This is a genomic window from Mesorhizobium sp. LNJC391B00 (genome assembly GCF_000502535.1).
In the GTDB taxonomy this organism is placed as follows: Bacteria; Pseudomonadota; Alphaproteobacteria; order Rhizobiales; family Rhizobiaceae; genus Mesorhizobium.
Genome location: NZ_AYWI01000004.1, coordinates 342,532 through 355,598, shown reverse-complemented (window position 1 = coordinate 355,598; position 13,067 = coordinate 342,532). Strand labels below are relative to the sequence as shown.

General features: G+C 63.6%; 12 protein-coding genes. 8 read left to right on the top strand and 4 right to left on the bottom strand.

The annotated features are described in order from the left end of the window. Positions 1-35: 35 nt before the first annotated feature. The 4 genes from X750_RS152150 (at position 36) to X750_RS152165 (ending at position 4,965) form a co-directional block, all read left to right on the top strand. Entirely contained in the window at positions 36-737 is a 702-nt protein-coding gene (locus X750_RS152150) for an ABC transporter ATP-binding protein (RefSeq protein ID WP_023747389.1), read from the top strand. Next, positions 737-3,286 (top strand): ABC transporter permease, encoded by a 2,550-nt coding sequence (locus X750_RS152155; RefSeq protein ID WP_023747388.1) that lies wholly within the window; start codon positions 737-739, stop codon positions 3,284-3,286. The genes X750_RS152150 and X750_RS152155 overlap by 1 nt, the downstream gene beginning before the upstream one ends. A gap of 239 nt (positions 3,287-3,525) precedes the next feature. After that, positions 3,526-4,266, top strand: coding sequence for a Bax inhibitor-1/YccA family protein (locus X750_RS152160; RefSeq protein ID WP_023671726.1), 741 nt, complete (start codon positions 3,526-3,528; stop codon positions 4,264-4,266). A gap of 117 nt (positions 4,267-4,383) precedes the next feature. After that, entirely contained in the window at positions 4,384-4,965 is a 582-nt protein-coding gene (locus X750_RS152165; protein ID WP_023747387.1) for a GNAT family N-acetyltransferase, read from the top strand. 116 nt (positions 4,966-5,081) lie between these two features. Here X750_RS152165 and X750_RS152170 read toward each other — a convergent pair whose 3' ends face one another. The 3 genes from X750_RS152170 to acnA form a co-directional block, all read right to left on the bottom strand. Continuing rightward, positions 5,082-5,468 carry a DUF2794 domain-containing protein gene (locus X750_RS152170; protein ID WP_023683844.1) on the bottom strand — a complete coding sequence of 129 codons (387 nt, stop codon included), beginning with the start codon at positions 5,466-5,468 and terminating at the stop codon, positions 5,082-5,084. Between the two features lie 582 nt (positions 5,469-6,050). Further along, positions 6,051-6,830: a thioredoxin family protein gene (locus X750_RS152175; protein WP_023683845.1), complete on the bottom strand. Its 780-nt coding sequence runs from the start codon at positions 6,828-6,830 to the stop codon at positions 6,051-6,053. A 380-nt stretch (positions 6,831-7,210) separates the two neighbouring features. Further along, positions 7,211-9,901, bottom strand: coding sequence for an aconitate hydratase AcnA (acnA, locus tag X750_RS152180; RefSeq protein ID WP_023715753.1), 2,691 nt, complete (start codon positions 9,899-9,901; stop codon positions 7,211-7,213). A 285-nt stretch (positions 9,902-10,186) separates the two neighbouring features. Between acnA and ccmA the strand changes: the two genes are divergently transcribed. The 4 genes from ccmA to X750_RS152200 all read left to right on the top strand — a co-directional run bounded on the left by ccmA (position 10,187) and on the right by X750_RS152200 (position 12,582). Continuing rightward, the gene (gene ccmA, locus X750_RS152185) at positions 10,187-10,795 is read left to right on the top strand and encodes a heme ABC exporter ATP-binding protein CcmA (RefSeq protein WP_023747386.1); all 609 of its coding nucleotides are present in this window, start codon (positions 10,187-10,189) and stop codon (positions 10,793-10,795) included. A gap of 229 nt (positions 10,796-11,024) precedes the next feature. After that, positions 11,025-11,690, top strand: coding sequence for a heme exporter protein CcmB (gene ccmB, locus X750_RS152190; protein ID WP_023687678.1), 666 nt, complete (start codon positions 11,025-11,027; stop codon positions 11,688-11,690). A gap of 122 nt (positions 11,691-11,812) precedes the next feature. Beyond that, positions 11,813-12,004, top strand: a complete 192-nt coding sequence (ccmD, locus tag X750_RS152195) for a heme exporter protein CcmD (protein WP_023671735.1) — start codon at positions 11,813-11,815, stop codon at positions 12,002-12,004. Continuing rightward, positions 12,001-12,582, top strand: a complete 582-nt coding sequence (locus X750_RS152200) for a DsbE family thiol:disulfide interchange protein (RefSeq protein WP_023671736.1) — start codon at positions 12,001-12,003, stop codon at positions 12,580-12,582. The genes ccmD and X750_RS152200 overlap by 4 nt, the downstream gene beginning before the upstream one ends. A gap of 185 nt (positions 12,583-12,767) precedes the next feature. Here the strand turns inward: X750_RS152200 and X750_RS1000000166365 are convergent, their stop codons facing one another. Then, positions 12,768-12,935 carry a hypothetical protein gene (locus X750_RS1000000166365; RefSeq protein WP_023671737.1) on the bottom strand — a complete coding sequence of 56 codons (168 nt, stop codon included), beginning with the start codon at positions 12,933-12,935 and terminating at the stop codon, positions 12,768-12,770. Positions 12,936-13,067 lie beyond the last annotated feature (132 nt).

Sequence of the window (13,067 nt, the reverse complement as noted above, 5' to 3'; positions counted from 1 at the left end):
GCAGAGCCTTCATCCTGATATAGGACGCTTTAATTGTGACAGAAGCCGTCATCGCGCTGAAAGACATATCCCTGACCCTGGGCCAAGGGGCTTCGTCGGTGCATGTGCTGAAAGGCGTCAGCCTTGACGTGACGCGCGGCGAGGCGACCGGCATTGTCGGCCCTTCGGGTTCCGGCAAGTCGACCTTGCTGATGGTGCTTGCCGGGCTGGAGCAGGTCGATTCGGGGACGGTGCGGATCGCCGGCGAATTGCTGAACGGCAAAAGCGAGGACGAGATCGCATCGTTTCGGGGCCGAAACATCGGCATCGTCTTCCAGTCGTTCCATCTCATTCCCAACATGACGGCGCTCGAAAATGTCGCGGTGCCGCTGGAACTGGCCGGCCATGCCGATCCGTTCGGTGTCGCGGCGCGCGAGCTGGCAGCGGTGGGCTTGAGCGACCGCGTCACCCACTATCCGGGCGAGCTGTCCGGCGGCGAACAGCAGCGCGTGGCGATCGCCCGCGCGCTGGCGCCGTCGCCGCGCATTCTCATCGCCGACGAGCCGACCGGCAATCTCGACCATGCGACGGGGCGGCAGGTTGCCGACCTTTTGTTCGCCAAGGCGGCCGAGCGCGGCATGACCTTGTTGCTGGTCACGCACGATCCGGCCCTTGCGGCGCGCTGCTCGCGCCAGGTCTCGATGCGCTCGGGCCGCATCGAGGATGCGCCGGTAGCGCAGGTCAAGGTGCCGGCCTGATGCCACTGTCGCAGACGATGAAGCTCGCGTTCCGCTTCTCGCTGCGCGAGATGCGCGGCGGGTTGTCGGGTTTCCTGATCTTCCTTGCGTGCATCGCGCTCGGCGTCGCTGCAATCGGCGGGGTCAATTCGGTGGCGCAGGCGATCACCGCAGGCGTTGCAGGCCAGGGCCAGACGCTGCTTGGCGGCGACTTGCGCTTCCAGCTCAACCAGCGCGATGCGACGCCAGCCGAAAGCACCTTCCTCGACCGCCTCGGCACTGTGTCGCACAGCGCCAATATGCGCTCGATGGCGCGGCTGGATGACGGCTCCGACCAGGCGTTGGTTGAGGCCAAGGCCGTCGACGACGCCTATCCGCTCTATGGCGCGCTCGAGACCGCGCCGCAGCTTGGCAGAGAGGATTTGTTCGGCGAGAAATCAGGCGTCTTTGGCGCCGCCGCGCCCGACCTGTTGTTCGACCGGCTGAATGTGGAGATCGGTGACCGGCTGAAGGTCGGCAGCGCGACATTCGAATTGCGGGCCAGGCTGGTGAGCGAACCGGATGCGGTGTCGGACGGTTTCGGCTTCGCGCCACGGCTGATGGTCTCGACCGCGGGGCTTGCCGCGTCCGGCCTGATCCAGCCGGGCAGCCTGGTCGAGAATGCCTACAAGGTTCGGCTGCCGGCCGGCGCCAGCGAGGCCGATCTCAAGACCATCCAGGATCGGGCGGCGAGCGATTTCCCTGAAGCCGGCTGGTCGATCCGCACGCGTTCCAATGCGGCGCCGGCGCTGTCGGCCAACATCGAGCGCTTCTCGCAATTCCTGACGCTGGTCGGGCTGACGGCGCTGGTGGTCGGCGGCGTCGGCGTTGCCAATGCGGTGCGCGCCTATCTCGACGGCAAGCGCGGCGTCATCGCCACCTTCAAGAGCCTTGGCGCCTCGGGCGGCTTCGTCTTCACCGTCTATCTCGTGCAAATCCTGATGATCGCCGGCCTCGGCATCGCGCTTGGCCTCATCCTCGGCGCCGCCATGCCGTTTGCGGCGAGTGCGGCGCTTCAGTCGGTCATTCCGGTGCCGGCGCAAGGCGGTCTCTATCCGGACGCGCTGGCTATGGCGGCGCTGTTCGGGCTGCTGGTGACGCTTGCCTTCGCGCTGTTGCCGCTCGGCCGCGCCCGCGATGTGCCGGCGACCGCGCTGTTTCGCGAAATGGGTTTTGAGGGCCGCGGCTTTCCACGCCTGCCCTATCTTGCCACGGCGGTCGGCATCGCGCTCGCTTTGGCGGCGCTCGCCATCCTGTTTTCCGGCGACCGGCGCATCGCCTTGATCTTCGTCGGCGCGACGATCTTTGCCTTTCTGGTGTTGCGCCTGGTCGGTGCGCTGGTGCAGTGGGTGGCGCGCAAAAGCCCGCGTGTGCGCTCGGTCGCGCTCAGGCTCGCCATCGGCAATATCCACCGGCCCGGCGCGCTGACGCCGTCCGTCGTGCTGTCGCTGGGCCTCGGGCTGACGCTTTTGGTGACGCTGGCGCTGATCGACGGCAATCTCAGGCAGCAGATCTCCGGCAGTCTGCCGGAACGGGCGCCGAATTTCTTCTTCGTCGACATCCAGAATAGCGAGGTCGATGCCTTCTCGACACTGATCGGCAAAGAAGCGCCGAAGGGAACGCTGGTCAAGGTGCCGATGCTGCGCGGCCGGGTGATGGCGCTGAACGGCGTTAGTGTCGACAAGGCCAATGTGCCATCGGAAGGCGCCTGGGTGCTGCGCGGCGATCGCGGCCTGACCTACCACGCCAAACAGCCGGCCAATGCGACATTGACAGAGGGCAGCTGGTGGCCGGAGAACTACAGCGGCGAACCGCTGGTCTCGTTCTCCAACGATGAAGGCAAGGCGCTCGGCCTGAAGCTCGGCGATACCGTCACCGTCAATGTGCTCGGACGCAATGTGACGGCCAGGATCGCCAATTTCCGAGAGGTGCAATGGGAGACGATGGGCATCAACTTCGTCATGGTGTTCTCGCCTAATACTTTTGCAGGCGCGCCCCATGGCTGGCTGGCGACGCTGACCGAAAAGGATGCCACGGCAGCAGAGGATGCCCGCCTGCTTAACGCCGTCACCCGCGCCCTCCCGGCGGTGACGACAGTTCGGGTCAAGGACGCGCTCGATGTCGTCAACCGGCTGGTCGGCCAGCTCGGCACGGCGATCCGGGCGGCGGCCGGCGTGGCGCTGATCGCTTCGGTGCTGGTGCTGGCCGGCGCGCTCGCCGCGGGAAATCGCGCCCGCATCCACGATGCCGTGGTGCTGAAGACGCTGGGCGCCACGAGGCGCACGCTGATCGCGGCGTTTTCGCTGGAATACATGCTGATCGGCCTGGCCACCGCGGTGTTTGCGTTGGCTGCCGGCGGCATCGCCGCCTGGTACGTCGTTGCCCGCATCATGACGTTGCCGTCGCATTTCATGCCGGAGGTGGCAGTGGCGACCTTGGTGTTTGCGCTGGTGATCACGGTCGGCATCGGCCTTGCCGGCACCTGGCGGGTGCTCGGGCACAAGGCGGCGCCGGTGCTGCGCGACCTCTAGGCCCCAAACGGCAAGGTTGGCCGAATCTGCCGTTTCCGATTAAATCTTGGTAATGTGCAGTCATGGAAGCCCAAGAAAACCGGCTTCCGGAGATTCACCAAGCGTTGCAGCCCGTTACGGTCTTGTTCTTGACGTCAAGAACCATCATATTTCGCCACAGGCATGCTGGAGCCCCGCCAGCGGCGCCCAGGTCCGAAAGGGCCTGACACCGTACGGGGCAGAAGCAACAGAGGATTCCAATGGCTGAGCCCATTCGCAACTACCAGACTTCGGCCGTGCCGGGCGCGCGCGCCGACATCGACCAAGGCCTGCGCACTTACATGCTCAAGGTCTACAATTTGATGGGGCTTGGCCTCCTCATCACCGGCGTCGCCGCCTGGGGCGCTTTCCAGCTCGCCGTCACCGGCGACGGACAGCTGACCGCTTTCGGCACGCTGATCTATGCCAGCGCCTTCCGCTGGGTGGTCATCCTGGCTCCGCTCGCCGCCGTCTTCTTCCTGTCGTTCAGGATCCAGTCGATGAGCGTGGCCGCGGCGCAAACCACCTTCTGGGTCTATTCGGGCCTGGTCGGCCTGTCGCTGTCGACCATCTTCCTGGTCTACACCGGCGCCTCGATCACTCAGACCTTCTTCGCCACGGCGGCCGCCTTCGGCGCGCTGTCGCTCTACGGCTACACGACCAAGCGCGACCTTTCGGCGTTCGGCTCGTTCCTGGTCATGGGCGTGGTCGGCCTGGTGATCGCCATGCTGATCAACATCTTCCTGCAATCGTCGGCGCTCGGCTTCGCCATCTCGGCGATCGGCGTGCTGATCTTCGCCGGGCTCACCGCCTATGACACGCAGACCATCAAGGAAATGTACTACGAAGGCGATCAGGCCGACGTTGCCGGCCGCAAGGCGATCATGGGCGCGTTGAGGCTATATCTCGACTTCATCAACCTGTTCATGTTCCTCCTGCAGTTCATGGGCGATCGCCGCTAGGCGGTCTTCCCATCAGGCAACTGGACCAGCTGATATCAAGAGGGCGGCCAACGGCCGCCCTTTTCTTTTGTGCCGGCCTTTGCTGTCATGGAGGCAGATGAATCGTCTGCATAAATCATGAGCACTATTTCCATCCGCGCGGCCTTGGAAGGCGACCTCGGCCGAATCACCGAGATCTACGGCGATGCCGTGACGCATGGCACCGCGAGCTATGAGCTGGAGCCGCCCAGCCGCACTGAGATGGGTGGGCGCTTCGACAGCCTGACGGCGGGGGGCTTTCCCTATCTGGTGGCGGAACGAGATGGCGCGCTGCTCGGCTACGCCTATGCCGGCGCGTTCCGGCCGCGCCCGGCCTACCGCTTCATCGTAGAGGATTCCGTCTATGTCGCGCCTGATGCGAAGGGCCAGGGCGTCGGGCTGCTGCTGATGCAGGCGCTGATTGAAGCCTGCCGTATGGCGGGCTTTCGCCAGATCGTCGCGGTGATCGGCGACGGCCATCCAGACAGCGCCTCGGTGCGGCTGCATGAAAAGCTCGGCTTTCGCCATTCCGGTCGCCTGGAAGGCTCCGGCTACAAGCATGGGCGCTGGCTTGACACGGTGTTCATGCAGCTGTCGCTGAATGGCGGCGTAACGGTTCCGCCCGATCCGCATTCGCTGCCGGAGCGGAAGTTTCGTGAGAGCCTGAGGAGGGGGAATTGAGGAGTTGAAGAACTGAAGAATTGAGGATTTGAATAGCTGAGAACAAACCCGGCGGTATTTCGACCGTTACATCCTCTTTCTTCAATTCTTCAGTTCTTCAATTCCCCAATTCTCAATTAGGCCTGGACAATCTTCAGCTTAGCATCGAAGACGTTGAGCACGCGACCGAGTTCCTGGCCGCGCTTGAGGATTCGGCCGCCGGCGGCGATGACGGCGAAGGCGCCTTGCCGGCGTGCCAGTTTCGGATCCTTGACGATCTGGAACAGCGGCACTTCGCTGGCCCGGCGGAAGACTGAAAACACAGCCCGATCAGACAGATGATCGATGGCATAGTCGCGCCATTCGTTGGCGGCGACCATGCGTCCGTACAGCCTCAGGATCTCGTCGAGTTCACGCCGGTCGAAACGGACCGGCTGGTCGAGGCGTTCGCGTCGCGCCTCGTGCAGCGGGATCAATATTGCGGATGCGTCCCCATCCTCCGTCCCACCGCTGCGATCGGTCATCCCGCGATCCCTTTGAAAATGAATATCGCTTGCAGAAGTTGGCGTGTTCGCCGGGGAATTGCAAGGCCCGGCTAACCATCCCGGGACTGCGCTGTTTTCGCAACGTCCAGTCACTTTTATAAAACGCGGTGTTTGAATTGGTGATGCCTCGCCACATTTCCGCCATTTTTTATCCGCGCTCATGCCCCAATGTCCGACGAATTTACCGGCGTTGCCTGAGACGGTTCGGTCCGGCACCGGCTCGTAAACCCCAAGCCCCCCGCCCACGGGTCTGCGTCGGATCGAACCAACCTCGGACTTTCCTCAGGGAGAGACCGGGTGCGACGATCCCAAAACCTAAATGACCGACGTCAGAAGCAAGCTGACGTCGGTTTTTTTGTTTTTGGCTGCTTGAAGAATTTGCTGGAGCTGCGGTGCCCAGTTTGCGGGCGCATCCCCTCACCCGGATTGCCAGCCGAATTGCAACAGCAATTCGGGCCAATCCGACCTCCCCCGAGCGGAGAGGAGTTCGCGCCAGCGCTGATTCAGCCTCTTCTCCCCTCGGGGAGAAGATGGCCGAGAGCGGCCGGATGAGGGGGCCTCTTAAGGCTTGTGAATAAACGCCGCGCCCAGAATAGGCCCCGGCAGGCCGTCCTTGCCGACCGATTGCAGCAGCACGGCGCAGCCGCCTTTCTTGGCGATCTCGGTCATCGGCAATTCGTAGCGCTGCGCCTTGCCGTGCCACATGCCGGCGGTCTGGATGCCGGTGACGGCGTTCCAGTAGGTCATGCTGCGGCCGGTGTTCTCGCCCTTGGCGATGGTCACCGTCTGCGGTGGTTCGAAATAGACGATGACGACATGGGCGTCGCTGGGGCCGCTACCGGCGTCGCCGGCATCGATCATGACGCGATCGCTGGTGCGGCTGACCTTGACGCTGACCCGCATGCCTTCACCGGATTTCTCCATGCGGGCAAGCGCGCCGTCGACCTCCTTGCGGCTGGCGCCGTTGACATGGCTGCGACCATTGATGACGGCTTGCGGCGTGTAGACGGAGCGGGTGCCGAAGGCGCGCATATAGTCATATTGCCGGTCGGTATTGTCCTTGCTGCTCAGCGTGTCCTGCCAGCCGAGATAGTCCCAGTAATTGACGTGGTAGGCGAGCGCGACGACGTTGTCCTTGGCCGCCAGCTCGGCAAAGAACGCGTCCGCCGGCGGGCAGGAATTGCAGCCCTGGCTGGTGAACAGCTCGACCACGCCCAAGGGCCTGTCAATCTGCGGTTTGTCGGTCTGGGTCGTTCCCGATTCCTCGGCGAACCCGGTACCGGCAAGCGCCGAGAAGGCCAGCGCAAAAGCCGCAAGCCGCAGAGGGTGTCGAGGTGCCATGATCGTTCCGATTCCCGCCGGTGACGCCGGCCTTGTTCTGGTTGCCCAGATTTGTGGCAGAAGCGACAGTCAACGGGAAGTCACGTTGCGGTGAAATTTTTGCTGCCGCAACCATGGGTATGGCCCCTACAGGCGGAGCACTTCACCGCCCGGTTCGATCGGGAGCATGGCATCATGAGCGTGGGGCAGATCTTGCTGAGCCCAGCCGGTTTTTACTCCTGTCGTACAGGGCGGAGCTTCGATCGGGTCGGGCAATGCTTTGGAAAGACTGGGAGTAGGGAGTAGGGAGTAGGGAGTAGGGAGTAGGGAGTAGGGAGTAGGGAGTAGGGGGATGTCGTTCCCCGCTACCGCCCAATCCCTACTGCCTAAGCCCCTGGCCGCTACGCGGCCAGATCGCGCAGCACGTATTGCAAAATGCCGCCATTCTTGAAGTAATCGAGTTCGTCCAGCGTATCGATGCGGCAGATGATCGGCACGTTCTTCACGGTGCCGTCGCCATAAGTCACCTTGGCGATCATCGTCTGGCGTGGCTTGATGGTGCTTATGCCGTCGATCTCGACCAGCTCGTCACCCTTGAGGTTGAGCGAGGCCCATGAGGTGCCTTCCTCGAAGACGAAGGGGATGACGCCCATGCCGACCAGGTTGGAGCGATGGATGCGCTCGAAGGACTGGGCGATGACGGCACGGACACCGAGGAGATTCGTTCCTTTAGCTGCCCAGTCGCGCGAGGAGCCGTTGCCGTATTCGACGCCGGCGAAGATGACCAGCGGCACGCCTTCCTTTTTGTATCTCATCGCCGCGTCGTAGATCGATTCCTCTTCCTTCGACGGGTAGTGGATGGTGTAGCCGCCCTCGCGGCCGTTCTCGCCCAGCATGTGGTTGCGGATGCGGATGTTGGCGAAGGTGCCGCGCATCATCACCTCATGGTTGCCGCGCCTTGTGCCGTACTGGTTGAAGTCGGCAACGCCGACGCCATGGTCGGTGAGGTATTTGCCGGCCGGGGAAGCGGCCTTGATCGAACCCGCCGGTGAGATGTGATCGGTGGTGATCTTGTCGCCGAACAGGCCGAGCACGCGCGCGCCCTTGATGTCGCCGATCTTGCCGAAACCGGAGGTCATGCCGGCGAAATAGGGCGGGTTCTGCACATAGGTCGAGTTGTCGTCCCAGGCATAGGTCTGGCCTTCCGGCGCCTTGACGTTCTGCCAGTATTCGTCGCCCTTGAAGACGTCGGCATATTTGCGGGCGAACAGCTCACGTGTGACGTTCTTCTCGATGAACTCCTGGATCTCGGCCGAACTCGGCCAGATATCCCTGAGATAGACCGGCTTGCCGTCACGGCCTTCGCCGAGTGGCTCGGTGGTCAGGTCCTTGGTGACGGTGCCGGCCAAAGCATGGGCTACCACCAGCGGCGGCGACGCCAGATAGTTCGCCTGCACGTCAGGCGAAACGCGGCCTTCGAAATTGCGGTTGCCGGAGAGCACCGCGGCGGCGATCAGGCCCTTATCGTTGATGGTCTTGGAGATCGGCGCTGGCAACGGGCCCGAATTGCCGATGCAGGTGGTGCAGCCGAAACCAACCAGGTTGAAGCCGATCTGGTCGAGCTCCTTCTGCAGGCCGGACTTTTCCAGGTATTCGGCGACCACCTGGCTGCCCGGCGCCAGCGAGGTCTTCACCCACGGCTTCTGCTTGAGGCCGAGCCGGTTGGCGTTGCGCGCCAAGAGGCCGGCGCCGATCAGCACGCTCGGGTTGGAGGTGTTGGTGCAGGACGTGATGGCGGCAATGACGACATCGCCATGACCGAGATCATGGTCGGTGCCTTCGACGGCATAGCGCTTGTGGATTTCGGCAGCCTTCTTGTACTCGGTTTCCATCGCCTTTGCGAAGCCGGCCGGAATGCCTTCGAGCGGAACGCGGCCTTCGGGGCGCTTGGGACCTGCCATCGACGGCACGACGCTGTCGAGCTCGAGTTCGAGCAGGTCAGTGAAGACAGGGTCGGCCGAGCCGGCGTCACGCCACATGCCTTGCGCCTTGGAATAGGCCTCGACCAGGGCGATGCGGCTTTCCTCGCGGCCCGACATTGTGAGGTAGCGGATGGTCTCGCCGTCGACCGGGAAGAAGCCGCAGGTGGCGCCATACTCGGGCGCCATATTGCCGATGGTGGCGCGGTCGGCCAGCGTCATGTTGGACAGGCCCGGGCCGAAGAACTCGACGAACTTGCCGACGACGCCCTTCTTGCGCAGCATCTGGGTGACGGTCAGCACCAGGTCAGTGGCGGTGATGCCTTCCCTAAGTTTGCCGGTGAGGCGGAAGCCGATGACTTCGGGCAACAGCATGGAAACCGGCTGGCCGAGCATCGCCGCCTCTGCCTCGATGCCGCCGACGCCCCAGCCGAGCACGCCAAGGCCGTTGATCATGGTGGTGTGCGAATCGGTGCCGACGCAGGTGTCGGGATAAGCGGTGGTTTCGCCGTCTTCCGTGTTGGTCCAGACGACCTGACCGAGATATTCGAGGTTAACCTGATGGCAGATGCCGGTGCCGGGCGGCACGACGCGAAAATTGCGGAACGCCTGCTGGCCCCATTTCAGGAATTTATAGCGCTCTTCGTTGCGCTCATATTCGAGCTCGACATTCCTGGCAAAGGCCAGTGGCGTGCCGAATTCGTCGACGATGACGGAGTGGTCGATGACGAGGTCGACCGGCACCAGCGGATTGATCTTCTGCGGATCCCCGCCGAGCGCCTTGAGGCCGTCGCGCATGGCGGCAAGGTCGACCACCGCCGGGACGCCGGTGAAATCCTGCATCAGGACACGCGCCGGGCGATAGGCGATCTCGACGCCGGCGGTGCCCTTGTCCGTCAGCCAGCCGGCCACAGCCTGGATAGAGTCCTTGGTGACGGAGCGGCCGTCTTCATTGCGCAAAAGGTTTTCCAGCAGCACCTTCATCGAATAAGGCAGCTGGGCAATGCCGGTGAGGCCGTTCCTCTCGGCCTCGACCAGATTGTAATAGACATAGTCCGCGCCACCCACGGTGAGGGTGCGGCGGCAATTGAAACTGTCGAGGGATTTTGACACGTGCGGTCCGTCCTTGTCTGTTCAGCCTGAAAGGGAACGGACGCCGATGGGCATGCAATCACGCGCAAAGGTGCGGGTACGGCCATTTCCGCTGTCCGTTCCCAGCCAACCCGAGCCGTTCAAGGCGGCGCGTGCGCTGGTTCGGCGCAAATTCTGTTCCCGTGCCGACCGCTGGCACGGATGTCCCGCATATAGAGAATTTTCTGGAATAGTTCTAGACAGTTGCGGAGCAAATTTGTGCGATGCGGCAGCTATCGCGCGGTAAAGTTTTCGGGACGGGCAGGCATGCGGCTGATTGCCGAAAATCTGGGCGGCGAACGCGGCGGCGAGACGGTCTTTTCCGGCATCGGTTTTGCGCTCGACAAGGGCCAGGTGCTGGTCGTCACCGGGCCGAACGGTTCGGGCAAATCGACGCTGCTCAGGGTCATCGCCGGGCTGCTGCCGAAGGCGCAAGGCGACGTGCGCATCGAGGGCGGCGGCGAGACGTTTCCGACGATCGCTTCGGCGGTCCACTATCTCGGCCACCTCAATGCAATGAAGACGGCGCTCAGCGTGGCGGAGAATCTGCGCTTCTGGCGCGATTTCAACGGCGATGGGCAGTCGGGTGTGGGGGAGGCGCTGGAGACGGTTGGTCTCGGCGGCATCGGCCATCTGCCTTTCGGATATTTGTCGACCGGGCAAAGGCGGCGGGCGGCGATTGCGAAATTGCTGGTCAGTCATAAGCCGCTGTGGCTGCTGGATGAGCCGACGGCTGGGCTGGACAAGGCCTCGGAGGCGCGGTTTGCGGGGCTGATGACGAGGCATTGCGCAGAAGGTGGGATTATTGTCGCGGCGACGCATTTGCCACTGGGATTGGATGGAGCACAGGCATTGAGGATGGGAGCAACAGGGTGATGCCGGCATTCCCGCCCACCCCCCTCTGCCCTGCCGGGCATCTCCCCCGCAGGGGGGGAGATCAGATGTCATGCCGGCTTTCGCCAATCACCGGCATTGAAAAAGAGGCGTCAGCAGTGGAGCTGTCAATCTCCCCCCTTGCGGGGGAGATGTCCGGGAGGACAGAGGGGGGTGTGAAGGAACGCCACCTTCGGCAAGATGGCGATCAAACCGCAGGCGCGGCTTGGCAATGCTAGCCCTCTTCCTGCGCGACATCCGCCTCTCCGTCCGCGCCGGCGGCGGAGCGCTCACCGGCGTCATCTTCTTCCTCGCCGTCATCGCCACCATCCCCTTCGGTGTCGGACCGGACCTGAAGCTGCTCGCCCGCATCGGTCCGGCGATCCTTTGGATCGGCGCTCTGCTCGCCTGCCTGCTCGGCCTCGACCGGCTGTTTCAGGCCGATCGCGAAGACGGGTCGCTCGATCTTCTGGTGCTGGGCAATGACCGCCACATGCTGGCGTTGACGGTGCTGGTGAAGTGCCTGGCGCATTGGGCGGGCAGCGTTCTGCCGCTGGTGGTTGCGGCACCTCTGCTGAGCCTGTTCATGAACATGGAGCCGCTCAGCATCGGCGCCACGGCGCTCACGCTGCTGGTCGGCACGCCGGCGATCACTTTCATCGGCGCGGTCGGGGCGGCGGTGGCGGTGGCGCTGCCGCGTGGCGGGCTCCTGATCTCGGTGCTGGTGCTGCCGCTGACCATCCCGGTGCTGATCTTCGGGGTGTCGGCGAGCTACGGCGCGGTGGCCGATCCTGATCCGTTCCTGCAGCCCTTCCTCATTCTTGCCGCGCTGACGCTGTTTCTTGCCGTGCTGGGTCCGGTGGCGGCAGCACTGGCGCTGCGGCATGGAACGGATTGATATGACCGCTGCGGCGCGACGATCAATTGCGAAGCCCCAGCCGCAAAGCTAAGAAAGCCGCAAAGCCATGGGAAGGCCATGATCGAGCACGACGAAGTGACGGTGGAAGGGGAGCGAAGCGCATGAGTGCACACGCACTCTATGTCGCGGCCGCCTATGGCATCACGGTGATCGTGCTGGCCGGGCTGATCGGCTGGATCCTGCTCGACCAGCGGACCCGCAAGCGCGAACTGGCAGACCTCGAAGCGGCCGGCGTGCGGCGTCGCTCGGACAAAGCCGGTACTGGGGCCAGCACTGGGGCCAGCAAGCCATGAGCACGGAAAGCGAAACGACGGCGTCGCCGCGCCGCCGCCTGATCGTGCTGTTGCCGCTGCTGGTTTTTCTCGGCCTCGCCGGATTGTTCCTGTCGCAGCTTTTGTCGGGACGCGATGAGGCGGCAGTGCCGTCGGCGCTGATCGGCCTGCCGGCGCCGCAGACCAACCTGCCGGCGCTGGAAGGGTCAAACCTGCCCGGGCTGGATTCGAAAGCCTTCGCCGGCAAGGTAACGCTGGTCAACGTCTTTGCATCGTGGTGCGCGCCGTGCCGGGAAGAGCATCCGGTGCTCTTGCAGCTGTCGCAGGACAAGCGCTTCGTCATGGCCGCGCTAAACTACAAGGACCAAGCGCAAAACGCGCGCCGGTTCCTTGGTGATCTCGGCAATCCGTTCCAGGCGATAGGTGTCGACGAGGCCGGCCGCACGGCCATCGACTGGGGCGTCTACGGCGTGCCGGAAACCTTCGTCATCGGCAAGGACGGCAAGATTGCCTACAAGCATGTCGGGCCGCTGACAGGGGAGTCGGCGAGGGATGTTCTGTTGCCGCAGATTGAAAAGGCGCTCGCGGCACCGAGCTGACGTTGGCGCCATGCCCCCCTCATCGGGCCGCTACGCGCCCCCTCCTCCCCGTGGGGGAGAAGAGGGAAGCATCGGCACAGGCTAGCTCCTCTCCCCGGGGGGAGAGGTCGGATTGCCCGAATTGCTCATGCAATTCGGTTTGGCAATCGGGTGAGGGGGCGGTGCCCCGCTGAGGTCTGAAATGCTCAGCCGTAGATCTGCCTGTGGACCTGGTAGAGCATTTCCGAGCGGTCGGCGCGCAGGTCGGCCAGATCGCGGCTCGTCAGGTTTTCGATTTCCGCGACGAGGCGGTTATAGTGGCGGCGCTTGGCCATCGAGGTGCGCGCGCGGGAGAAGAGGTTGTCAAAAGCCATAGCAAGGGTCCTTTCGTGCCGCATATCAGCGGTGAATTTGTTCCTCCCTTGGTCGTTCGCACCATGACATAGGAATGGTGCGATGCAAAAAGAAGATGTTGCAATGCACCATTGCACAGGGCGCATAGCGGG

What these genes read in the sequence shown, in the direction of transcription:
- X750_RS152175 (WP_023683845.1), bottom strand. Translation starts at nt 6,830, where the DNA reads ATGGCACCTCGACACCCTCTGCGGCTTGCGGCTTTTGCGCTGGCCTTC.
- X750_RS152170 (WP_023683844.1), bottom strand. Translation starts at nt 5,468, where the DNA reads ATGACCGATCGCAGCGGTGGGACGGAGGATGGGGACGCATCCGCAATA.
- X750_RS152165 (WP_023747387.1), top strand. Translation starts at nt 4,384, where the DNA reads ATGAGCACTATTTCCATCCGCGCGGCCTTGGAAGGCGACCTCGGCCGA.
- ccmA (WP_023747386.1), top strand. Translation starts at nt 10,187, where the DNA reads ATGCGGCTGATTGCCGAAAATCTGGGCGGCGAACGCGGCGGCGAGACG.
- X750_RS1000000166365 (WP_023671737.1), bottom strand. Translation starts at nt 12,935, where the DNA reads ATGGCTTTTGACAACCTCTTCTCCCGCGCGCGCACCTCGATGGCCAAG.
- X750_RS152160 (WP_023671726.1), top strand. Translation starts at nt 3,526, where the DNA reads ATGGCTGAGCCCATTCGCAACTACCAGACTTCGGCCGTGCCGGGCGCG.
- X750_RS152155 (WP_023747388.1), top strand. Translation starts at nt 737, where the DNA reads ATGCCACTGTCGCAGACGATGAAGCTCGCGTTCCGCTTCTCGCTGCGC.
- ccmB (WP_023687678.1), top strand. Translation starts at nt 11,025, where the DNA reads ATGCTAGCCCTCTTCCTGCGCGACATCCGCCTCTCCGTCCGCGCCGGC.
- ccmD (WP_023671735.1), top strand. Translation starts at nt 11,813, where the DNA reads ATGAGTGCACACGCACTCTATGTCGCGGCCGCCTATGGCATCACGGTG.
- X750_RS152200 (WP_023671736.1), top strand. Translation starts at nt 12,001, where the DNA reads ATGAGCACGGAAAGCGAAACGACGGCGTCGCCGCGCCGCCGCCTGATC.